Here is a 19,849-nt window from a genome sequence, read left to right on the forward strand (position 1 = left end):
TTTAGGCAGTTAGTTGGCAATAAAGCGTCTTTCATTGGTTAGCACTTGTAAGAGCAGGGCAAGCTGGGGTTTTTCATTACTCAGCTTACGGCCATCCCGATCATAGGCGCGATAGCTGCCGTTATTTTCCAGCATGATGATTTGCTCAGGCGTGGTAATCATTAAATCGCCCCCAGTGCCATTCGCCAGCCAGTTATTACGTCGCTGGGCTGAGAACAGGTCCTCTCCCTGGGAATAATCATCTGCTGCGTTTTTCACGTGCAGTAAACGTTGCATCAGGGTGGTCATAACATCTTTGTTATCTGTCATTTTAGTAATCGTTTGTGCTGGCGTACCCGGCCAGTGAACGATGAGCGGGATTTGCCATTGTGAGCGATGGAAAACCTTTGCTTTATCACTTTTGCTGAGATTTTTTTGCATGGAAGTAATAATAACGACGGTTTTATCCAGCACGTTTTTTTCTTGTAATGTACTGATAATGCGCTCGATCTGTTGATCGACATGTTGACTGTTAGCATTGTCACGCCGGGATTGTTCTGCCACGGAAAGTTTTCCTGTTTCCCCGTTTTGTGAGGTTGTGTTCAGCTCAATATAAGAGAACCAGGGGGCGGTGTTGCTATCGTGATTCAGCCATTGTTGCCATTGCGCCGTAATTGCTTCGTCACTCTGTTCTTGTGGTGCCGGGAGCGAGAAGTCAGACAGCAATGCCTGACGGTAAAGCGAATTATTAAAACCGGTGGTGGAGAATAGCCCAAGCTGATAACCCTGCTGACTTAATGCGGTCATTAGGGCTGATGGTTTACGGGCACTCAGGATACCGTCCATGTACGTTGTCGAGATCCCGTAGAAAAGATTAAATAGCCCGCCATTTGGCTGTATGCCTGAATCGTAATGATCGCTAAAGCGAATATTCTGCTCGGCAAAGCGCGCCAGGTTTGGCATGTTGCTCTGGATACTATCAGTTTGGGCATTATCTATCACAATCACCAGTAGGTTATATCCACTGCCGCCATCGCGAAATACGATGTCATTCAGAGGATATTCCACCGTCATCGCTTCAGGATCCCCCTGTTGCGACAGGCGACGCTGATACTCTTGGGCATCAAGCAAGCCATGTTTTTCCAGAAAACGACGTGCTGTCATGGGGTAAGACAGTGGCAGATTGGCTCGCTGCATGGTAATGGGGCGGTAGAAATTCGCATCCGCCCAGATGTACATCAGATGTGAGGCGAAGAAAGCCGAAATAAAAACACCGGCTAAAGGTTTACCAAAATTGCGACGGCTGAGGCTGCGCAACTTTTGCCAGCACCAGGTTCCAAACAGCATTTCCACCATAAAAATAAGTGGAATGCCGATAAACATGAGCTGCCAGTCGCGAACAAGTTCGCTTTGGTCAGGGTTTGTTACTAACTGCCAGACGGTGGTGTTAAGGTGAAGGTGAAAACGTGTGAAAACCTCAATGTCGACCAGAAGCAGCGTAAGACCTGCCGTCGCCAGTGCAGCGGAAAGAAAGCGCATCAGGCGCTGGGACATGACAATAAATGTCAGCGGGAAGATAACCAGCAGATAAGCAGCAAATCCGATGAAACTGAAGTGCCCAAGCCAACTTACCAACGCATAAATGCGGCCAAACAGAGAGGAAGGCCAGTCGACAACAAACAGATAGCGGCTACCCAGCCCCAGACTGAGCAAAATATTAAACAATGCGAACCAGTGTCCCCAACTGATCATCTGGGAAACTTTTTCACGGTAGCGCTGACGGTTGGTTACCATAAGTTGGTCAAAAATTAGTGAGCTTTATCTGTTTTTTTAATTGAAGCCTGCAATGCTTCAGCGAAAGAACGAGCCAGAGCCTGACGTTGAGCAGGAGCGATACTGGTATTAATCAGGTTGGTCACCATATTACCCAGTACCATTAAAGCAAGATCGGTTGGAGCATGGTGTTTTTCCAGAACATTGACCAGCTCGGAGAGCAGTTGTTCAACGTGTTCGTCACTGTAACGGGATGATTGTGGCATAAAATGGCGTTTCTCAAGCTGTTAAAGTCGGATATCTTACCGTATAGGCACATCCTTTTCCGCACTTTTATCATTTTACACCGGTTGTGTGTTTGCAACAGGTGAAGTACGGCTTTTTGGTTGCAGGTATAGTGGTTCGGTGTTTGAATACGCTCCTTGCCAAAGGAGAGTTTATCATGAGTCTGGATATCGGCCAGATTGCCCTGCATCAGCTGATTAAACGCGACGAGCAAACGCTGGAAATGGTGTTGCGTGATTCATTGTTGTCAACCAATACAACAGTGGAAGAAATGATGGCTGAATTGCATCGCGTCTATAGTGCCAAGAGTAAAGCTTACGGCTTGTTTAATGAGCAAAGTGAACTGGCGGATGCGCTCAGGGCCTGCCGTAAAGGGGACGAGGGTTTTCTGGAATTCACGCGTGCGGCCACAGGGCGCTTGCGTGACGAACTGGCCAAATACCCTTTTGCCGAAGGTGGCATTGTTCTGTTTTGTCAGTATCGTTATCTGGCCGTTGAATATTTGCTGATTGCGGTGCTCAATAGCTGCAACAGTATGCGGGTCAACGAGCAACTTGATATCAGTAGTACGCATTATCTGGACATCAATCATGCAGACATTGTCGCACGCATTGATTTGACCGAATGGGAAACCAACCCAGAGTCAACACGTTATCTGACTTTTCTAAAAGGGCGGGTAGGACGTAAAGTCTCTGACTTTTTCATGGATTTCCTGGCCGCTTCTGAAGGCTTGGACACCAAAGCGCAAAACCGTGGCCTGCTGAAAGCCGTGGATGAGTACTGCGCTGATGCGCAACTGGATAAAAACGAACGTCAGAACTATCGTCAGCAGGTCTACAGCTACTGTAATGAACAGTTGCAGTCCGGTGAGGAAATTGAGCTGGCGGCGTTGTCTCAGGACTTGCCCTCATTGGGTGAGAAAACGTTCCAGCAATTTTCAACTGAGCAGGGATATGAACTGGAAGAGAGTTTCCCTGCCGATCGCAGTACTCTACGGCAATTAACAAAATTTGCCGGCAGCGGTGGTGGTATCAGTTTGAATTTCGATGCGTTATTGCTAGGTGAACGTATTTTCTGGGATCCGGCAACGGATACGTTAACCATAAAAGGGACGCCACCTAATCTGCGCGATCAATTACAGCGCCGTTTAACAGGTGGTAATCAATAACATTCTTGATGTACGGGTCGCCGTTGGCGGTCCCAAACGGCAATCCTGCCATTTTGTCGAATGCTGACGACGTCCCATCACATATAAAAGCAAACGCCCTTAGCTTTCGCTAAGGGCGTTTGCTTTTATATGGCGGTGAGGGAGGGATTCGAACCCTCGATACGTTTTCACGTATACACACTTTCCAGGCGTGCTCCTTCAGCCTCTCGGACACCTCACCGGGGGTTGCCGCATAGGTGGCAACGGGGCGCTACTATAGGGAGTCACTTTACTTCGGTCAAGCAGTATTTGATGGTTTCAGCTTATCTGGTTAAGCATTGAACGCTGGAAGGATAAAGGTGTCTTGGATAAGCGATATTTATGCTTTTGTCGTGTAAATCAATAAACGAGTGGTCAAAAAAACCACAGATCACAACGACCTGTGGCACCTTTTTTTGTTGAGCCTTAGGGGAGCTGGCTTCTGATGTAGCTAGTTAGTACTTCATCTTTGCTGTTGGCAAAAAAATATTCCTGAAATTTAGCACCACTGATAGCACCTTTCAGCAGTCCCTGATCGATACTCTTCAGGATAGTGATCAAATCTTTGTAGGCAACCGCTTTGACTGTATCCAAAATCTTTTTGTTGCGCTGCTCTGGAATAACGCGATCGTGCGGATAATCCTGACCACCTTCGCATTCGAACAGTTTTTCGAAGATATATTGCAGATTTAACTCCGCACCACAGCCAGTGACGACGTAATCAGCCGCACCGGAATTCAGCAGAATAGCCGCCAGAATACCATTCTGTACATAAGTCAGCGGGGCGGTATCTTAAGCAGAATATTGACCGTAGTTGAAAACAGTGTGGCCCATAGGCTCAACAACTTTAGTCAAGGTAGCGGCAATCAGCTCGTTCTTGCCAGCCTGGCTGTTTTCGTTAATCAGAGCAATTTTCATGTTCGTTCCTTTTTTTGATGGATATATTATTTTTTTAAAACTATATTTCAATTTATTGGATTCAGTATACTGTTTCCAAAATAAAGCGCAAATCGGCACAGTAAAAAGGCAGCACAACAACTGGCACGTGATGAAAAATCTCCCCCAGACTTTTCATTGATATACATAACCTGACAAAAAAATGTCTCCCAAGTTTTACTATGAAGAGGCTGACATTAATGTCTGTAACGCTATTTGCTTGAGGTGGAAAATGAATAACTGGATACAACAAATTCAGGGTCTATTGAGTTCTGGTAGCCCCAGGCAGGGTAATCATCAAGGCGGCGGTAACGGTAATCTGGGTGATATGCTGAAGCCTGCTGCATTAGGGGGACTTGCCGGTGTATTGTTGTCGAATAAATCCGCCAGAAAATTGATGGGATCGCTGGGTAAGAATGCATTGATTATTGGCGGCAGCGCCGCAGCCGGTGTGGTGCTGTGGAATCAGTACAAGAAACGAGTACGTGATACGCATAAGGATGATCCGCAGTTCGGTGTGCAATCATCCCCCGACGACATACGTGCACGGCGCTTGATTCAGGCGCTGGTGTTTGCGGCCAAGAGTGATGGACATATTGATGCTTCAGAGAAGCAGCGGATTGATGAAAATATCCAGCAGTTGCAATTGGGTAGTGAGGCCCAACGTTGGGTACAGGAAGCCATTGCTCAACCTTTGGATCCAGAGCTGCTAGCCAGGGATGTTAAGAATGAGGAGGAAGCGCTGGAGGTCTATTTTCTGAGCTGCGCGGTGGTTGACGTTGACCATTTTATGGAGAAAAGCTATCTGGATGCGTTGGCTGCATCGCTTAAGATCCCTGAGGATGTCCGTCAGTCGATCGCAAATGAAATGAATAGCCAGAAATAGGTCGGATAGTTATCGTTCAGTGCGCAATCTCAGATATCATGGGCGAAAAATTAGGTGGTTTTTCGCCCTTAGATAAAATCAGAAAGAACTTGTATCCTTGAATAAGCCAACTTTCAGCTCATTTGCCGTATAGATTAAGTGCCCGTCTACAAATACTTCACCATCAGCAATGCCCATCACTAAACGGCGGTTAATAACGCGTTTAAAATGAATACGGTAGGTGACTTTTTTCGCGGTAGGCAAAACCTGTCCGGTGAATTTCACTTCACCTACGCCCAGTGCGCGTCCTTTCCCTTCACCACCCAGCCAGCCGAGATAAAAGCCAACCAGTTGCCACATGGCATCCAAACCAAGACAACCCGGCATTACTGGATCGCCGATAAAATGGCAACCAAAGAACCATTGGTCAGCATTGATATCCAGCTCCGCTTCCACATATCCTTTACCATGATGGCCGCCGTCTTCGGTCATTTTTACGACCCGGTCCATCATCAGCATATTAGGAGCCGGTAACTGAGGGCCTTGCGGACCAAATAGTTCACCACGGCTGGAGGCCAAAAGGTCTTCTTTTGTATAGGATTCGCGTTTATCTACCATGTTCTCTGTAAGCCTTGTTTTAGTGAAGCACGCAGGTTAGCGTACAGATGTACGCCGAGCAAGTCCGTTACGTCTGGTTAAACCAGTTTGATTAACGGAAAAACCAGGGAAAGCGTCGCCGCTCCTGCGGATTTAATTGCCCGATTCGTTCACGGATTGCCGCCAGCAAATTGGGCTGTCGAGCATCGTCGTAAGCCAGATTCGTCAGTAATGATATTGCTTCCGGTGCCGTTTCCACCGGGAAAAGATGAAATTGCCCTTCGCGAACGGCAGCAATAACGTCTTCCTGTAGGCACAAGTGACGGAGATTGGCCGCTGGCAGTATTACCCCCTGCTGGCCGGTTAAACCTCGGCGCTGACAAACCTCAAAGAAGCCCTCAATCTTTTCATTTACACCGCCGATAGGCTGAACATGACCGAATTGATCAACAGAACCCGTCACGGCAATCTGTTGGTTAATGGGCTGCAAGGCAAGAGCGCTGATCAAGGCGCTCAGTTCGGCCAGTGAAGCACTGTCTCCATCAACTTCACCGTAAGATTGTTCAAAAACAATGGACGCGGAGAACGGGAGTTGTTGATCAAGTTCTAACTCAGATATCAGAAACGCCTGCATAATCATCATGCCTTTGGCATGTAGATTACCGCCCAGTTCCGCTTTGCGCTCAACATCGGTAAATTCACCATCACCAGGATGTACCACACAACTGATGCGTGTTGGTTCACCAAACATAACAGGGTAACCAGGATATTCCAGCACTGATAACCCATTGACTTGTCCGATGACATAGCCATCAGTTTCAATCAGTATTTGTCCCAGCTCAATTTCATCCTGCATTCGTTCACGAAGGTAACCTTCCCGCCAGCGACGGGCGGTTACTGCGTCAATGAGTGTCTGAGCGCTAATTTCCTGACTTTGCGCGTATAGCGCGGCATATTTAAGCTGGTGAACCAGCCATAACGGGCATAAGGGCAGACTGCCTTGATCTCCACTGTAACGCACTGACAAATTGAAGAATTCAGACCAGGCATCGGCTGTCAGCAAGGGAAGGTCATTTTCTATGCACAGCGAGTTGATATAGGCGCACCAACGTTCCATGTCGTCGATTTCAATAAGCTGCAACTGTGCTTCAAATTCACCATATATTGACTGCTCGCCCAGATCGGGTTCCATATCATGAATATCACCTAAACTTTCCCGGTCACCCAGAATGATTAAACGAATATCCATCGGCATTGGTGGAATATCGACAGGCAGGGGTTTGCGTTCATCGGGAGAAAGCCAGCGATATACCCCCTCTGTAATAATCTGCTTTAGACGTAACCACATTAATGGTTGTGTCAGTAGCGCCCTGGCAGAAAGAATCAGCGTACCGCCATTTACCTGATGAATTAATCCAGGATGGAGAGTAATTTCATCCCGAAAATAACGGACACATCCAAATAGTTGCTCTGGTTCAATCCATTCCTGACCGCAACAGGTACTCTGCGACGCAAAATTGTCGGTGGCCTGTGTCGCTGGTTGTACCTGAATATCATGGCCTTCTACTGTATATATACTGCCGTACAATGTGTCGGTTTCAGGGCTGATGGCATTCACGGCCCGTTCAATGAGTGTCAGGTATTCGCTATTCTCCTGTGCCTTAAGCAGCATAAAACGTGAAGGGGCCTGAGGATGGCAAAAAAGCATCAAACTGTCGGCCAAACGCGGCTGAATAGCAGAAAATTCAGCAGGAGTAAGCTGTGCAGCCTGAGTGAATAACGTTTGATAAGGCGTATGATTGGGCAGTAAATGCTGCCATGCAAGTCGGTTATTGGTCAAAGTATCAAATGTAATCGTCTGAAGGAAAAACGTGATTATACAAGAATAATGCAGGCTGCACATGAGGAGAGTCATATGATAAAAAATGACCTTGCCCAATTAACTTGTTTTGCGCAGAAAATAGTCTTAAAAATAAACAGAGAGCGGTGAAAGTCAGAAAAAAACTGTTATGCTAATAATAACGTTACGCGGTCACTAAAGAAATTAGTATGAAATATCAGCAATTAAAAAATCTTGAGTGCGGGTGGAAATGGAAATATCTGGTGAAGAAGCACCGTGAAGGTGAAGCTATTACTTGTTTCATAGAACAAAGTGCGGCTGAGGAGTCAGTGAATACACTGCTAAAAATGGAAAATCAGCCTGTAGAGATATTGGCATGGATCGAACAGTGTATGAACCCTGCACTGGAAAACCGCATGAAGCAAACTATCCGTGCACGGCGTAAACGTCATTTTAATGCAGAGCATCAGCATACACGTAAAAAATCGATTGATTTGGAATATCTTGTCTGGCAGCGGCTGGCAGGTTTAGCTCAACGGCGTGGGAGTACGCTATCGGACACTATTGTGCAACTGATTGAGGATGCAGAGCATAAAGAGAAATACGCCAGTCAGATGTCATTGTTTAAACAGGATCTTAAAGCGATTCTGAATAAAGAAAGCGATTAGAGAAATAGGATTATTAGCATGTGAATAAAAAAACCTCGCCTAAGCGAGGTTTTTTCGGTGATAACACTTAAGCCTGAGGCTGGGTTACCACGTCTTTGATGCCTTTAACTTCGATCTCTACACGGCGATCCGGCGACAAGCAGTCGATCAGAGCAGCACGAGGCTTCACGTTGTCACAAGTAGAACCGGTAACAGGATCAGCTTTGCCATGACCACGAGCAGAGATTTTGTCCGCAGGGATGCCTTTGGCAACCAGATAATCAACAACGCTTTGTGCACGTTTTTCAGACAGAGTCTGGTTATACTGCTCAGAACCTATGCGGTCTGTAAAGCCCAGAACGACAACTGAACCGTCTTTCGGATCCAGAGAGCTCAACTGAGTGTACAGCTGATCCAGCGATTGCTGGCCTTCTGGTTTCAGCGTGGACTTATTGAAGTTGAACAGAACGTCAGACTTCAGGGTGAAACGCTTGGTTTCGACCACTGGAGCCGGAGCAGGGGCTGGAGCAGCGGGTGCTACGTAGTCATCTTGACCGAAGCGGTAAGAAACACCAACACTCAGCATACCATTATCAGGACGACCGCCAACAGTAGCTGCGTCACCGATATTGTTAACCCATTGGTACTCCAGGCGAGTTGCCCAGTTTTTGTCTATTGCGTACTCAAAACCGGCAGCGGCCAACGGAGATACGCCAGTATCATTGTTACTATGACCTGCGTGATCATTACTGTCTACACGCCATACCATACCGCCCAAACGGGTGTATACATCCAGATCGGGCGTTACCGGATAGCTCAGTTTAGCTGCAAGCTGAACGCCCTGAGCTTTAAAGGCTCCACCGCCAAGACCGCCACTATATTTCATACGGCCAAGCCAGTCATAGCCCAGTTCAAAACCTAAGTATTCATTGGCTTGGTAACCCAGGAACGCACCTGCGCCCAGTTGATTGTCCTCGGCTCCATCTACATTGTAACCGTTGCCGTACATACCGGTATCATGGAACTGGGACCAGCCCAGTTTAGCACCGGTGTACCAGGTATCATCTTTCGGTGCGGCTTGCGCTACGGTAGCGAAGCCCGCCAGTGCCACTGCAATTGCGATAGCTGTTTTTTTCATTTTACGCCTCATTATCATCCAAATCGGCAATTAACCCGGAAGGCTAATCGACCTTTGGTTAAAATCCTTTAACAGGAGACTTTGCTCTTATTTATTACTCACTGCCAAGTAACTTGGCGTTATAAAAGAGCAACTCTAGCGTGTTAAAGTCTACAACGTGATGAGAAAGTTACAAGTATGATGTGATTCGTATCATAAAAAAAATAGCGATTCATACATACTTACTAACAAATAGTAGATGATTTTGACATATATCACTGGTTTTCTATTAAATCAAATACGTCATGGAAGCCCTGGAATGCCACTCTGCTGGGAAATGCTGTGATTTCCCTTCAAAATTGATGAGAAAATTCTTAATTTACTCAATGATACAATGTTGAGTGAATTTTCAGGTTGGAAAGCAGTCTATAGGGGCCGCAATTTGTTTTTTCTGGCCGCATGATAAAACCATAAGTGTTTCCTGACTGAGCTGCCTGACGTAATCTTACCTTCTCTTCTTCAGTCAAATCATTCGGCAACCAGCACAGTACAGCACTATAATTTCCCGTCACTAATGCTTTTTCCATAGCATCAATTGTCAATATAGGGTTGATATGATTTAGCTGAATAATTTTATCTAACGGCAACCCTGATTGTTGTAACCAGGGACGACTAAGTTTCTGTTGAGGAGACAACCAAAGCAGCCAGCGTGATTGTGTACCTAACTGTTGTAAAAGTGGAAGCAACAAATGTGTGACTATGGGTTGATCGGCATGGTAAACGATTTCGCTAATGATTCCACCACAGGGCGCAGAAGACGCCGTAGTTAATTGGTTACCGGAAAACGAAGACTGTTGGTCGCTGTGAGAACTGAGGGATTGAGCACGCATAATGAGTTCCACCCATAGTGTTACTGTATGCACATACAGTATCTTTTGTATGAATGAAAATCAACCAAAATTTTTCAAAGCGCTTCGCATATTCTGAATGTAATGCCCAACATGCTCATTTTATGTTTGAAGCTGCCTCTGCCCTGTGATTAATTACTTGTTCCTGTTATCGATATTCCAATCTGACAGGGACAGGTTATTTCAATACTAAGGGTTACAGTAATGAAACAGTTATGCGAAAAAAGGATTTTGCAATCTAAGTGTTATTTTGCGTCTTTAGGGGACATAACCTCGCGTTCCCAATTTGGTGGTTACAGTATTGCAGCAAATAAAATTATTTTTGCGCTGGTGTCGGAAGGTGAGCTTTATCTGCGTGCCAGCAAGAAAGATGAAAAGCACTTTCATAACCGCAATATGCCCCATCTTATCTATACCAAGCGCGGAATGCCGTTTCCGCTAAATTATTATCTTGTTGAGGAATCACTATGGGAAAACCATATTCAACTTCTGCGTTTTGCCAGAATCTCACTGGCAGGTGCGCAATATGACAAAGTGGCTAAGAACGGCGGCGGGCGCTTAAAGGACTTGCCTAATCTCAATCACGATCTTGAACGTTTACTATGGAAGGCCGGCATAAAAAACATCCATGAATTACAGCAGCATGGCGCAAAAACCAGCTACCTGAAATTGCGGGCGGTCAGGGCTAATCTGAGCGTTAATATATTGCTGGCGCTTGCCGGTGCAATATGTGGTACCCATCAGGCTGCACTACCGAAGGGTATTCGTAATGAACTACTGGAATGGTATGAATGCAATGCTGCATCCTCTTTCAAAGGACACAAGCATTGAAGGAATATCGCCTATCTGCTGACTATGGTTACAACTTAATCATGTCATTTTTTAATTGAGTCAGTTCGGGCAATAGCTCAATGAGTAAACCAATCTGCTGAAGTACCAATAGCGCTTTGCTATCTGGTTCTGTTGACAGGGATTGGATGCGGCTGGCTATAGCATTCAATTCCTGAGCTATACGCAGGTTTTCTGGCTCATGATGATGCAACGCATCGTCAACATAACAGACGGTATCATCCAGTAATTGCAGGATTTCCGGGGATGAAATTTTTCCGCGATGAGCGCCTAATGTGGAGATATAACTTAGCAAGGTGTGATTAAGGCACATTAAGCGAAAAGCACTCTCCATTTTATTTCTGATGGTATGAGGCTCGGATGACATATTAGAAACTACGGACGCTAATTCCGCATCACAGTTGTGGGCATCCCGGCGGGCAATGCGATATGTCAGGCTGTTATCTTTTCCGTGATGGTATTGCGCCATGATAGCATCGAGATACCGGCAATTGGCATCCAGTGTTTTATTGATGACGGCAGGTAGTCCGCGAAAGCGCCAGTCCGGCCAGATAAAGCTTACTGCCGCCCATGCAATGGCACACCCGATTAATGTATCAATTACGCGGGGGGCCGCGACCTCAAAGCCTTCACCCAGCAGGTTGAAACACAGCAAAACCAATAAGGTAATAAACATGGTGGCGTGGGCATATTGTACATTCCGAAAGGCAAAAAACAGCACGCCGCTAATCACAATGAGTGTCAGTTGTCCTTCAAGCGAGGGTACAAAATACAAAATAGGCAGGCCCAGCAAAATACCTGTCAATGTGCCAATGATCCTCAGCGCCAATCGCCGCCGTGTCGCATTATAGTTGGGTTGACAAACAAACAGGCTAGTCAGCAGGATCCAATACCCATGCTGCATTCCCGTAATCTGAATAAAAGCATAACCGCTGCAAAGTAATACCGACATGCGAACAGCATGTCGAAACAGTGCGGATTGGGAAGTCAGATGGCGGCTGATTCTCAGACGAATATCGCTCCAGCCGGTAATCTTGTCATCGGCAAGGGTGTTTTCTGGATTATTCTCTTGTTCGATGGTTTGTTCTGATTCAATGGTGGCCAACTGGGCGTCGATCGCCCGCAGATTATTCAATAAGTACTGCAACGCTTTAATTTGTGAAGCGTCAGAATTTTTGTTTTCAGCAATACGCGTAATCGCCAGTTCAAGATGCACGAATGCGTGTTCAATACGACCATTATGCTGATATTTTTGATGTAATAAGATAGATTGCGCCAACTGTTGACAGGCGCGAGCCTGCATTGAAAGTAAACGCTGGAAACGGAACAGAATGTCGCTATAGCGGAATTTCTCACGTAGCTGCGGATAATGCACGTGGGATGAACTGGCCCGCTCATGTATATCTTGAGCAACAAAGTAGTAATGTAGTGTCCGCCGGGTGCCTCTCTGACCGCGATCGCCTCGCAGACGTGTCAGTAATGACGATTTGGTCTGATTCAGGGTTGCAACCAACTGACTGTTAACCATCGCGACCTCAATCAATGGTTTATCTGTTTCATCTTCAATATCAGGATCGAATAAATTGGCCTTCGCGTCCAGATAGCGCGCAAGTTGCTGATAACACTGCGCCAGATTGTCCTGTAGCGGACGGATGGGGAAAATCAAGTGCCCAAGCAGCGTGAGTAAATTGTACCAGGATGCCCCGACCAGCAGCATCATGGGCTGTTGATACCAACTGCTATAAAGGGAGATACCCAACATGGTATATACCGCAATCAGCAACGCGCCAAAAGCGATGGTGGCATAACGTTGCCCTAATGCACCGAGCAGAATAAATCCACAAGTTGACAAAGCCAGCCCGATGCCAAACAGCCAGGGATAGGGAAATAACAGCTCGATCGAGACGGATGCGATAAAAAAACAAGCCAGCGTAATAAACAGATTACGCAGACGGCCAGTCAGGCGATCATCAAGATCCGCTAATGCGGCGGCAACGACACCCAGCGTCACCGGGATAGTTGATGTCGGTTGACCAAGCCACCAGGGAACCGCTGCTGCGCCGGTAAGTGCAATAAAGATACGGATGTTATACAGCAAACTGCTGTTATAAACATAGCGGCGGATCTCTGGTGTAAATAGAAGCAACGATATATCCTCTGGCTCAGTTTAACGATAATGGCGGCGGGCATTTTCTTCTCTGGCGGCCTGTGCCAGCTCAACCGGTACGACACGGCGACCGACTGGCCACAGCGCGATGGCCGCGATTTTAAAGTTGGCGATACCAACAGGAATGCCAATGATGGTTATGCATTGCGCAATACCTGTGAGGATATGTGACAGGCATAGCCACCAGCCAAAGAAGATGAACCAGAAGATGTTCAGCAGAGAACCACCCGCGCTTAAAATGGCATTTTTCCCATCCGGGCGTAGTTCGTCAACGTGAATTGCTTCGTTGCCATAGGGCAGCAAAGACAATTTGGTAATCTCCCAGCATGAGCGAGTCAGCGGCAGCGTAAAGATCAGCAGGACGCTCACTACCGTAGCCAGAAGCCAGGATAACGTGGTGAAGAACCCCCCCAGCACGAAATTAAGGATGTTCAGTACTGCGCGCATAATTTCTCCAGTATTTCCAGGGTAACCAAACTCCATGATGATAAAAGAATTATCACATCAAATATCGGGATATCCTAACCTGTTTTTAAGGCTAGAGTGTAAATACGGATAACAGGTAAACTACCGTGATGGGCAATCAAAATCTCACAATTTCATGGCGCAAAATAGAATGGAACTTAAATCAACATCTTTAGGTAAACATTTAGCGCAGCACCCGTACAACCGGGTGCGGCTGCTTAATGCGGGCGTCGAGGTGAGTGGCGATAAGCATGAATATATTATCCCTTTCAACCAGCTTCTTAATATTCATTGTAAAAGAGGGTTGGTATGGGGAGAACTGGAGTTTGAATTACCCGCTGACAAAGTTGTTCGTTTACATGGAACTGAATGGCAGGAAACTCAGGCGTTTTACCGTTGTTTGCTTAAATCCTGGCAATCGTGGAGCGAGGAAATGAGTCTGGTGAGCGCTGACGTTTTACAAAAACAGGTAGACGAAATCCGTGATTTGCAACAACAGGACAACTGGTTTGGTCGTAAGGCCCTCGTGCAATTGCAGGAGGATATTGGCAGTACGCTGGCATCACTTCCGTTACCCGTTGCCCGTCTTGGTGAATTTGATATTTGCCGGGAAAACTATCAACTTTGCCAACAGTGGCTTGACCGTGGAGCCAGACAACGCACGGAATGTAATCAGGGATGGATGGAGCGTATGCTGGTGGCCCAACAAACATTTTTTCAGTCGGTAGAAACGACGGCGTTGAATGTTGCCCAGTGTAAAGCGGTGATGAATGGCGAAGATGCCGTATTGGTACTGGCAGGGGCTGGCAGTGGCAAAACGTCCGTATTGGTGGCCAGAGCCGCCTGGTTAATACAGCGTGGGGAGGCTTTTCCCGAACAAATTCTTTTGCTGGCATTTGGGCGAAAAGCAGCGGAAGAAATGAATGAGCGTATTCATGAGCGACTGCGCACGGACGATATTCAAGCGAAAACGTTTCATGCATTGGCTTTGCACATCATTGAGCAGTCCAGCCGTAAAGTTCCCATGATTAGCCAGTTGGAAAGCGATGGCAAAAAGCGTCGTGAATTACTGATACAACATTGGCAGCAACAATGCGCAGAGAAAAAAACACAGGCTAAAGGCTGGCGGCAATGGTTGACAGACGAACTGGGTTGGTCGCTTCCTGACGGTGATTTCTGGCATGATCAGGCATTAACTGAACGTTTGGCCGGGCGGTTGGAACGTTGGATTGGTCTGATGCGTATGCATGGCGGCAGCCAGACTGAGATGATTGAACAGGCCCCGGAAGATCGCCGTCCGTTATTTCAGCAGCGAGTCCGGCTGATGGCGCCTTTATTAAAAGCCTGGAAGAAAGCCCTGAAAGATGAAAATGCCGTAGATTTCTCCGGTCTGATCCATCAAGCGGTCAACCTGTTGGATAATGGGCGTTTTATCAGTCCATGGAAACATATTTTAGTGGATGAGTTTCAGGATATCTCGCCTCAGCGTGCGCGCCTATTGTCCGCATTACGCAGACAAAACAGCAAAACATGCCTATTTGCAGTAGGGGATGACTGGCAGGCCATTTATCGCTTCAGCGGGGCTGAGTTGTCACTGACCACAGCATTTGAACAAAACTTTGGTGTTAGTGAACAGTGCTCGCTGGATACGACTTATCGGTTTAATGAACGCATAGGTAACATTGCCAACCAGTTTATTCAGCAGAACCCTTATCAGCTAAAAAAACCACTTAATAGCCTGAGTAAAGGGGATAAAAAAGCAGTGATCATTCTTCCTCAGGAACAACTAGAACCTTTGCTGGATAAATTAAGTAGTTTCGTTAAGCCAGAAGAGCGGGTTTTACTCCTGTCCCGTTATCATCATTTACGTCCCCAGGTGTTACAGAAAGCGTCAACAAAATGGCCGAATTTGCCTATCAACTTTATGACGGTTCATGCCAGTAAAGGTCAGCAGGCAGAATATGTGATTATCATCGGTATGCACGACGGCAAAGATGGTTTCCCTGCACCAGCGCGTGAATCCATTCTTGAGCAGGTACTTTTGCCTGAACCAGAAGATTTCCCTGATGCGGAAGAGCGTCGTTTGTTGTATGTCGCATTGACTCGGGCGAAGCACCGGGTTTGGTTATTGCAGGACAGTAAAAATCCGTCAGTATTTATCGAACAACTTCACAAACTGGGTGTGCCATTGCAGCGCAAGCCCTGATGAACGTCGCAAAAAGGCCGACGATAGTTCATCGGCCTGCTCTGCGAAGCAGTGGCTTGCTACTTTAAACGTTCCTGCAAATAGCGCTGATAATCAGGAATGATTATTTGGACGGGTTGTTTAAACAGATCTGAGTTGATTAAAAAATCAGCCGTGGAACGGTTTGTTGCCACTGGAATGTTCCAGACGGTGGCCAGTCGCAGCAGTGCTTTAACATCCGGATCGTGCGGCACGGCGTTGAGCGGGTCCCAAAAGAAAATCATCAAATCAATTTTCCCTTCAGAGATTAATGCGCCAACCTGTTGGTCGCCACCCATTGGCCCACTCAACATACTCTTGACAGGAAGGCCGGTATTTAGCTGAATCAAGTTACCTGTCGTGCCTGTGGCATAAAGTTTATGTTCACCAAGCGTCGCTTTATTGGTACTGACCCAATCCAACAGTGATTGCTTACAGTGATCGTGCGCGACCAAAGCGATATGTTTATGTGCGGCAATGGTGCGGGTGGTGAACTCCATGGTTACGTCCTTCAATCAGTAGAGTGAAGCTATCGGTGTGGTAAAAATAGATTACGGAAACCGTGTTTCAGTGCAAAGTAATAAAAAGAAAAAATGCGAACAGCCGCTAAAAATCCGCTGTGAATGTGCATAAAACCAACATTCTGATGGCTCAGGGGTATTTGGGTGGCATCTCTTTTTGAGAAATGTGCGATACACTGTAAAGAATAATGTAAAAGAGGCAGAGCATGATGAAAGACAGCGATATTGAATCGGTACTTAAAACAGTAAAAACTATTGCGCTTGTAGGGGCCAGCGAAAAAACTACCCGGCCAAGTTACGGCGTAATGGCTTATCTGCTCGAGCAAGGCTATGAAGTGATACCAGTAAGCCCAAAACTTGCGGATCAGACTTTACAGGGACAAAAAGTCTATGCCAGTTTGGACAAGATTCCACAACACATTGATATGGTTGATGTATTCCGTCAGCCGGAAGCGGCTTATGATATTGCCAGAGAGGCGATAGCCATAGGGGCCAAAGTATTATGGTTACAGATCGGTGTAATAAATGAGCAGGCAGCTATTCTGGCAAGAGATGCAGGATTGCATGTGATCATGGACCGCTGCCCTAAAATTGAAATTCCCCGTCTGGGTTTAGAAAAATAAGTATACGACCTCATTTACCGGATCGACCGATCATGCAACATAAATCAGTGGCGAAGCCGTGGAGCACGGCGTTGGATGACCATAGCCAATTCATCTAATGAGGGATGATCATTCAGGTATGGTTCTTCTTTAATCAGCTGCGCTTCTGCCAGATACGTATGAATTGGCTGTCCTGCTTCGTCCTCCATTACGACATGATACCAAGGGGCTGTCCGTAGGGTTTCGTGAGCATTTAATTCCTCCCACGCGGGGGCTTCTAATGAATATTCGGGGTCGATATCGATAACGACGCCTGGATATCCCAGAAGCTTATGACGAATCTGTTGCCCGATGCCAAATTTACAGATGATCATATAACCTCCTGAAATCTAGAATACTCTCTAAGTGGGGGCTTCTGGTTTTTTTTTCAAGTAAATGCACAGTACGTAAGCTTATTTTTTGCACAATGTTGATCAGTTGAATACTATAAAAATAGTATGGTGCCATTTTTCAGAAGATACTATTGAGTCAGCGACTGAGCCAAATGATTAATAGAGGAGAAGGAGGATGCCGACAGTATCTATCGCTGCCTATGTTTATGGCTTGGTTCAGGGCGTCGGTTTTCGCTACAGCACACAGTATCGGGCTATGCAGTTAGGTCTTGGCGGCTATGCACGCAACCGTGACGATGGCAGTGTAGAAGTTATCGCCTGTGGCGAACGTCAGGCAGTTGAACAACTGGTCGAATGGTTGAAGCAAGGCGGCCCACGCAGTGCCAGAGTGGAAAAAGTCTTCACGGAGCCACATGGCAAGGCGGATTATGAGAGTTTTAAAATTCGCTATTAAATTTTATATGCACTTGACTGGCTTAGGCAGGCCCGCAATTTTGGTTGCTTGTTTTGCTGGCCCTTTTGGGAACAGGCGATACAGGTAGCGACTATTGCCTTTTTCTTCACCATATTTTTGCGCCATTGCTTTTACCAACATACGAATGGCCGGCGAAGTATTAAACTTCAGATAGAATGTTCGAACAAACCGGACAACCTCCCAGTGGGCATCAGTAAGCTGAATACCTTCTTGTTCAGCTAATATCGATGCCAACGCTTCATTCCAGTCAGCACTGTGCATCAGGTATCCCTGCGCATCCATTTCAATGCTCCGGCCTTCAAACTCCAACATACTTCCTCGTGTGTAATATGACTTACCGCCAGTTTAACAAAATTTCTTTTGCTAAGAATGTCTGGTGTTGCCTACTAAAAGAAAACTCCACCCAAAGTGGAGCTTTCTCCGCGTGATATATAGCGTTAATCAATCGTTACGCATAATACCCAGGATGCTTAACAGACTGACGAAAATGTTATATATCGCTACATAGAGGCTGACTGTAGCCCGAATGTAGTTGGTTTCACCGCCGTGGATGATGTTACTGGTTTCCCAGAGAATCGCACCGGCAGAGAACAGAATAAACATCGCGCTGATAGCCAGATGCAGTGCCGGAATTTGCAGGAACAGGTTAGCAATTACGGCAACCACCAGTACGACAAACCCTGTCATCATCATACCGGACAGGAAAGACATGTCCTTACGGGTTGTTAATACATAGGCTGAACAGCAAAAGAAAACCAATGCCGTACCACCTAGCGCAAGCATAATAATGTCGCCCGCACCGGAAGATATCAGTGTACTTAATAGCGGGCCCAGCGTGTACCCCATGAACCCCGTGAGTGCAAAGGCAGCCAGAATGCCTGCTGGACTATTTGCCAGTTTGTGGGTCAGAAACATCAAGCCATAAAAACCGACCAGCATGAGCAGTAAGCCAGGAGCTGGCAGGTTTAGTACCGTGCTGGCGGTGGCTGTGACGGCAGAAAAGCCTAATGTCAGCGATAGCAGGAAATAGGTATTACGCAGCACTTTGTGGGTGCTAAGTAATGAGCTTTCGCGGCTTGGTGAAACAACAATACGATCCATATCAGCGACTCTCTCTTTAAGGGGGCCATTGTCCAGCACCAAAGGGTAAATAGTTACTGAGCGTTATTAAAGGTGTTTTACCCTTCTTTACGCTGTAAATCGCTATATTTATGAGCATTATGATGATTTTGCATCCATTTAAATCACGGAAGATTATTTTTCAGGCAATTGAACACGATGGTGCTTTACAACACTCAGCTCTCTGTTTATAGTGCGCGTCATTGCGGAGGAGTGGCCGAGTGGTTGAAGGCACCGGTCTTGAAAACCGGCGACGCGCAAGCGTTCTAGAGTTCGAATCTCTACTCCTCCGCCAACAAATTCAACGGGTTAGCTTAGGCTAGCCCGTTTTCGTTTTGGGGACTTGGTATATTCGCTTGGCATATCGAAGGAGTCATGTGAGCAGTTTGCCTAAAGCGTCTGTCATTCTTTAGAAGATAGTATTTTACATGGCTAGTTGATAAGTGGCGTTCGTTTACTGGATAGCGTAAAAATATTGTTTATGCTTTATCTTTACGAGGCACTTTGGGAAGAAAAAAGTGACCGCACTTCGGGCAAATAAGGGTGGTATTTTTGCGTATTTTGCTGCGTTGTTGCAGGGTAACAAAAGAACATTCCGGACATGTAACGTTAACGGATGTGCTGCTGAACATCTTTAGGGCATCTAAGATAGACATACCTTTCACCAAGTCGATGTATGGAATAATATTCTATCACTTAATGTATTAATATGATAAAGTTTTGTCATTGCCTCTGAAATGCAGTGTGTTTAAACCAATCAATGTTATTAATGCAGGATGTTAATTTTGTTTTAGCCCATTTTTTGGTTTTTTATAATGATAAATATCTGCGTAAATAGGTTTGAGTAAGTGATCGGCAGATAGGGCGAGTCTCGGCTAAATAAACATAAGATACTTATATTG

At 46.2% G+C, this 19,849-nt stretch carries 20 protein-coding genes, 2 tRNA genes and 1 pseudogene; 8 read left to right on the forward strand and 15 right to left on the reverse strand.

The genetic code is table 11. The features are described 5' to 3' along the window. Positions 1-9: 9 nt before the first annotated feature. Both yejM and BIY29_RS07160 read right to left on the reverse strand, forming a co-directional pair. Positions 10-1,773 (reverse strand): LPS biosynthesis-modulating metalloenzyme YejM, encoded by a 1,764-nt coding sequence (gene yejM, locus BIY29_RS07155; RefSeq protein WP_121574458.1) that lies wholly within the window; start codon positions 1,771-1,773, stop codon positions 10-12. 14 nt (positions 1,774-1,787) lie between these two features. Then, positions 1,788-2,018: a YejL family protein gene (locus tag BIY29_RS07160; RefSeq protein ID WP_121574459.1), complete on the reverse strand. Its 231-nt coding sequence runs from the start codon at positions 2,016-2,018 to the stop codon at positions 1,788-1,790. Between the two features lie 176 nt (positions 2,019-2,194). Between BIY29_RS07160 and yejK the strand changes: the two genes are divergently transcribed. Continuing rightward, on the forward strand, positions 2,195-3,205 hold the full coding sequence (yejK, locus tag BIY29_RS07165; RefSeq protein WP_121574460.1) for a nucleoid-associated protein YejK: 1,011 nt from the start codon (positions 2,195-2,197) through the stop codon (positions 3,203-3,205). Positions 3,206-3,335: 130 nt separating this feature from the next. Here yejK and BIY29_RS07170 read toward each other — a convergent pair. Together BIY29_RS07170 and BIY29_RS20915 are read right to left on the reverse strand one after the other, a co-directional pair. Beyond that, positions 3,336-3,425 (reverse strand) — tRNA-Ser (locus BIY29_RS07170). Positions 3,426-3,649: 224 nt separating this feature from the next. After that, positions 3,650-4,141: pseudogene (locus BIY29_RS20915) on the reverse strand (RpiB/LacA/LacB family sugar-phosphate isomerase). A 250-nt stretch (positions 4,142-4,391) separates the two neighbouring features. On the opposite strand from BIY29_RS20915, the gene BIY29_RS07180 reads away from it, so the two are divergent. Next, a complete protein-coding gene (locus BIY29_RS07180; RefSeq protein WP_121574461.1) occupies positions 4,392-5,045 on the forward strand; it encodes a tellurite resistance TerB family protein in 654 nt (217 codons plus the stop codon). A gap of 78 nt (positions 5,046-5,123) precedes the next feature. On the opposite strand, the gene fabA is transcribed toward BIY29_RS07180, so the two are convergent. Both fabA and BIY29_RS07190 read right to left on the reverse strand, forming a co-directional pair. Further along, positions 5,124-5,642 carry a bifunctional 3-hydroxydecanoyl-ACP dehydratase/trans-2-decenoyl-ACP isomerase gene (gene fabA / locus BIY29_RS07185; protein WP_121574462.1) on the reverse strand — a complete coding sequence of 173 codons (519 nt, stop codon included), beginning with the start codon at positions 5,640-5,642 and terminating at the stop codon, positions 5,124-5,126. A gap of 91 nt (positions 5,643-5,733) precedes the next feature. Continuing rightward, a complete protein-coding gene (locus BIY29_RS07190; protein WP_121574478.1) occupies positions 5,734-7,461 on the reverse strand; it encodes an AAA family ATPase in 1,728 nt (575 codons plus the stop codon). A 209-nt stretch (positions 7,462-7,670) separates the two neighbouring features. On the opposite strand from BIY29_RS07190, the gene matP reads away from it, so the two are divergent. Beyond that, the gene (gene matP / locus BIY29_RS07195) at positions 7,671-8,129 is read left to right on the forward strand and encodes a macrodomain Ter protein MatP (protein WP_121574463.1); all 459 of its coding nucleotides are present in this window, start codon (positions 7,671-7,673) and stop codon (positions 8,127-8,129) included. 67 nt (positions 8,130-8,196) lie between these two features. Here the strand turns inward: matP and ompA are convergent, their stop codons facing one another. Next, a complete protein-coding gene (gene ompA / locus BIY29_RS07200; RefSeq protein ID WP_121574464.1) occupies positions 8,197-9,246 on the reverse strand; it encodes a porin OmpA in 1,050 nt (349 codons plus the stop codon). Between the two features lie 362 nt (positions 9,247-9,608). Further along, positions 9,609-10,115: an SOS-induced cell division inhibitor SulA gene (sulA, locus tag BIY29_RS07205; RefSeq protein ID WP_121574465.1), complete on the reverse strand. Its 507-nt coding sequence runs from the start codon at positions 10,113-10,115 to the stop codon at positions 9,609-9,611. A 222-nt stretch (positions 10,116-10,337) separates the two neighbouring features. Between sulA and BIY29_RS07210 the strand changes: the two genes are divergently transcribed. Then, positions 10,338-10,964 carry a TfoX/Sxy family DNA transformation protein gene (locus BIY29_RS07210; RefSeq protein ID WP_121574466.1) on the forward strand — a complete coding sequence of 209 codons (627 nt, stop codon included), beginning with the start codon at positions 10,338-10,340 and terminating at the stop codon, positions 10,962-10,964. Between the two features lie 28 nt (positions 10,965-10,992). Here the strand turns inward: BIY29_RS07210 and yccS are convergent, their stop codons facing one another. Both yccS and BIY29_RS07220 read right to left on the reverse strand, forming a co-directional pair. Further along, complete coding sequence (gene yccS, locus BIY29_RS07215; protein WP_121574467.1) at positions 10,993-13,128, reverse strand: YccS family putative transporter; 2,136 nt, start codon at positions 13,126-13,128, stop codon at positions 10,993-10,995. Between the two features lie 21 nt (positions 13,129-13,149). Next, a complete protein-coding gene (locus BIY29_RS07220; RefSeq protein ID WP_121574468.1) occupies positions 13,150-13,596 on the reverse strand; it encodes a YccF domain-containing protein in 447 nt (148 codons plus the stop codon). 169 nt (positions 13,597-13,765) lie between these two features. On the opposite strand from BIY29_RS07220, the gene helD reads away from it, so the two are divergent. Continuing rightward, positions 13,766-15,820, forward strand: a complete 2,055-nt coding sequence (gene helD / locus BIY29_RS07225) for a DNA helicase IV (protein ID WP_121574469.1) — start codon at positions 13,766-13,768, stop codon at positions 15,818-15,820. A 59-nt stretch (positions 15,821-15,879) separates the two neighbouring features. Here the strand turns inward: helD and BIY29_RS07230 are convergent, their stop codons facing one another. Further along, complete coding sequence (locus BIY29_RS07230) at positions 15,880-16,338, reverse strand: methylglyoxal synthase (RefSeq protein WP_121574470.1); 459 nt, start codon at positions 16,336-16,338, stop codon at positions 15,880-15,882. Positions 16,339-16,568: 230 nt separating this feature from the next. On the opposite strand from BIY29_RS07230, the gene BIY29_RS07235 reads away from it, so the two are divergent. After that, a complete protein-coding gene (locus BIY29_RS07235) occupies positions 16,569-16,982 on the forward strand; it encodes a CoA-binding protein (RefSeq protein WP_121574471.1) in 414 nt (137 codons plus the stop codon). 44 nt (positions 16,983-17,026) lie between these two features. On the opposite strand, the gene hspQ is transcribed toward BIY29_RS07235, so the two are convergent. Further along, positions 17,027-17,335 carry a heat shock protein HspQ gene (gene hspQ / locus BIY29_RS07240; protein ID WP_121574472.1) on the reverse strand — a complete coding sequence of 103 codons (309 nt, stop codon included), beginning with the start codon at positions 17,333-17,335 and terminating at the stop codon, positions 17,027-17,029. Between the two features lie 193 nt (positions 17,336-17,528). On the opposite strand from hspQ, the gene yccX reads away from it, so the two are divergent. After that, on the forward strand, positions 17,529-17,807 hold the full coding sequence (gene yccX, locus BIY29_RS07245; protein ID WP_121574473.1) for an acylphosphatase: 279 nt from the start codon (positions 17,529-17,531) through the stop codon (positions 17,805-17,807). Between the two features lie 3 nt (positions 17,808-17,810). Here the strand turns inward: yccX and tusE are convergent, their stop codons facing one another. Both tusE and yccA read right to left on the reverse strand, forming a co-directional pair. Further along, positions 17,811-18,140, reverse strand: a complete 330-nt coding sequence (gene tusE, locus BIY29_RS07250; protein WP_121574474.1) for a sulfurtransferase TusE — start codon at positions 18,138-18,140, stop codon at positions 17,811-17,813. A gap of 129 nt (positions 18,141-18,269) precedes the next feature. Further along, on the reverse strand, positions 18,270-18,929 hold the full coding sequence (yccA, locus tag BIY29_RS07255) for an FtsH protease modulator YccA (protein ID WP_121574475.1): 660 nt from the start codon (positions 18,927-18,929) through the stop codon (positions 18,270-18,272). Positions 18,930-19,154: 225 nt separating this feature from the next. Here yccA and BIY29_RS07260 point away from each other — a divergent pair. Continuing rightward, a tRNA-Ser gene (locus BIY29_RS07260) sits at positions 19,155-19,242 on the forward strand. A 184-nt stretch (positions 19,243-19,426) separates the two neighbouring features. Here BIY29_RS07260 and BIY29_RS20555 read toward each other — a convergent pair. Then, positions 19,427-19,603 (reverse strand): YnfU family zinc-binding protein, encoded by a 177-nt coding sequence (locus BIY29_RS20555; protein WP_276310284.1) that lies wholly within the window; start codon positions 19,601-19,603, stop codon positions 19,427-19,429. Positions 19,604-19,849 lie beyond the last annotated feature (246 nt).

This window comes from Brenneria alni, assembly GCF_003666245.1.
Classification (GTDB): Bacteria; Pseudomonadota; Gammaproteobacteria; order Enterobacterales; family Enterobacteriaceae; genus Brenneria; species Brenneria alni.

Coding starts and splice junctions, on each gene's coding strand:
- BIY29_RS07180 (WP_121574461.1), top strand. CDS start 4,392: ATGAATAACTGGATACAACAAATTCAGGGTCTATTGAGTTCTGGTAGC.
- tusE (WP_121574474.1), bottom strand. CDS start 18,140: ATGTTGGAGTTTGAAGGCCGGAGCATTGAAATGGATGCGCAGGGATAC.
- hspQ (WP_121574472.1), bottom strand. CDS start 17,335: ATGATCATCTGTAAATTTGGCATCGGGCAACAGATTCGTCATAAGCTT.
- fabA (WP_121574462.1), bottom strand. CDS start 5,642: ATGGTAGATAAACGCGAATCCTATACAAAAGAAGACCTTTTGGCCTCC.
- matP (WP_121574463.1), top strand. CDS start 7,671: ATGAAATATCAGCAATTAAAAAATCTTGAGTGCGGGTGGAAATGGAAA.
- yejK (WP_121574460.1), top strand. CDS start 2,195: ATGAGTCTGGATATCGGCCAGATTGCCCTGCATCAGCTGATTAAACGC.
- yccX (WP_121574473.1), top strand. CDS start 17,529: ATGCCGACAGTATCTATCGCTGCCTATGTTTATGGCTTGGTTCAGGGC.
- BIY29_RS20555 (WP_276310284.1), bottom strand. CDS start 19,603: ATGTCTATCTTAGATGCCCTAAAGATGTTCAGCAGCACATCCGTTAAC.
- BIY29_RS07220 (WP_121574468.1), bottom strand. CDS start 13,596: ATGCGCGCAGTACTGAACATCCTTAATTTCGTGCTGGGGGGGTTCTTC.
- BIY29_RS07235 (WP_121574471.1), top strand. CDS start 16,569: ATGAAAGACAGCGATATTGAATCGGTACTTAAAACAGTAAAAACTATT.
- BIY29_RS07230 (WP_121574470.1), bottom strand. CDS start 16,338: ATGGAGTTCACCACCCGCACCATTGCCGCACATAAACATATCGCTTTG.
- helD (WP_121574469.1), top strand. CDS start 13,766: ATGGAACTTAAATCAACATCTTTAGGTAAACATTTAGCGCAGCACCCG.
- sulA (WP_121574465.1), bottom strand. CDS start 10,115: ATGCGTGCTCAATCCCTCAGTTCTCACAGCGACCAACAGTCTTCGTTT.
- ompA (WP_121574464.1), bottom strand. CDS start 9,246: ATGAAAAAAACAGCTATCGCAATTGCAGTGGCACTGGCGGGCTTCGCT.
- BIY29_RS07160 (WP_121574459.1), bottom strand. CDS start 2,018: ATGCCACAATCATCCCGTTACAGTGACGAACACGTTGAACAACTGCTC.
- yccA (WP_121574475.1), bottom strand. CDS start 18,929: ATGGATCGTATTGTTGTTTCACCAAGCCGCGAAAGCTCATTACTTAGC.
- yejM (WP_121574458.1), bottom strand. CDS start 1,773: ATGGTAACCAACCGTCAGCGCTACCGTGAAAAAGTTTCCCAGATGATC.
- BIY29_RS07210 (WP_121574466.1), top strand. CDS start 10,338: ATGAAACAGTTATGCGAAAAAAGGATTTTGCAATCTAAGTGTTATTTT.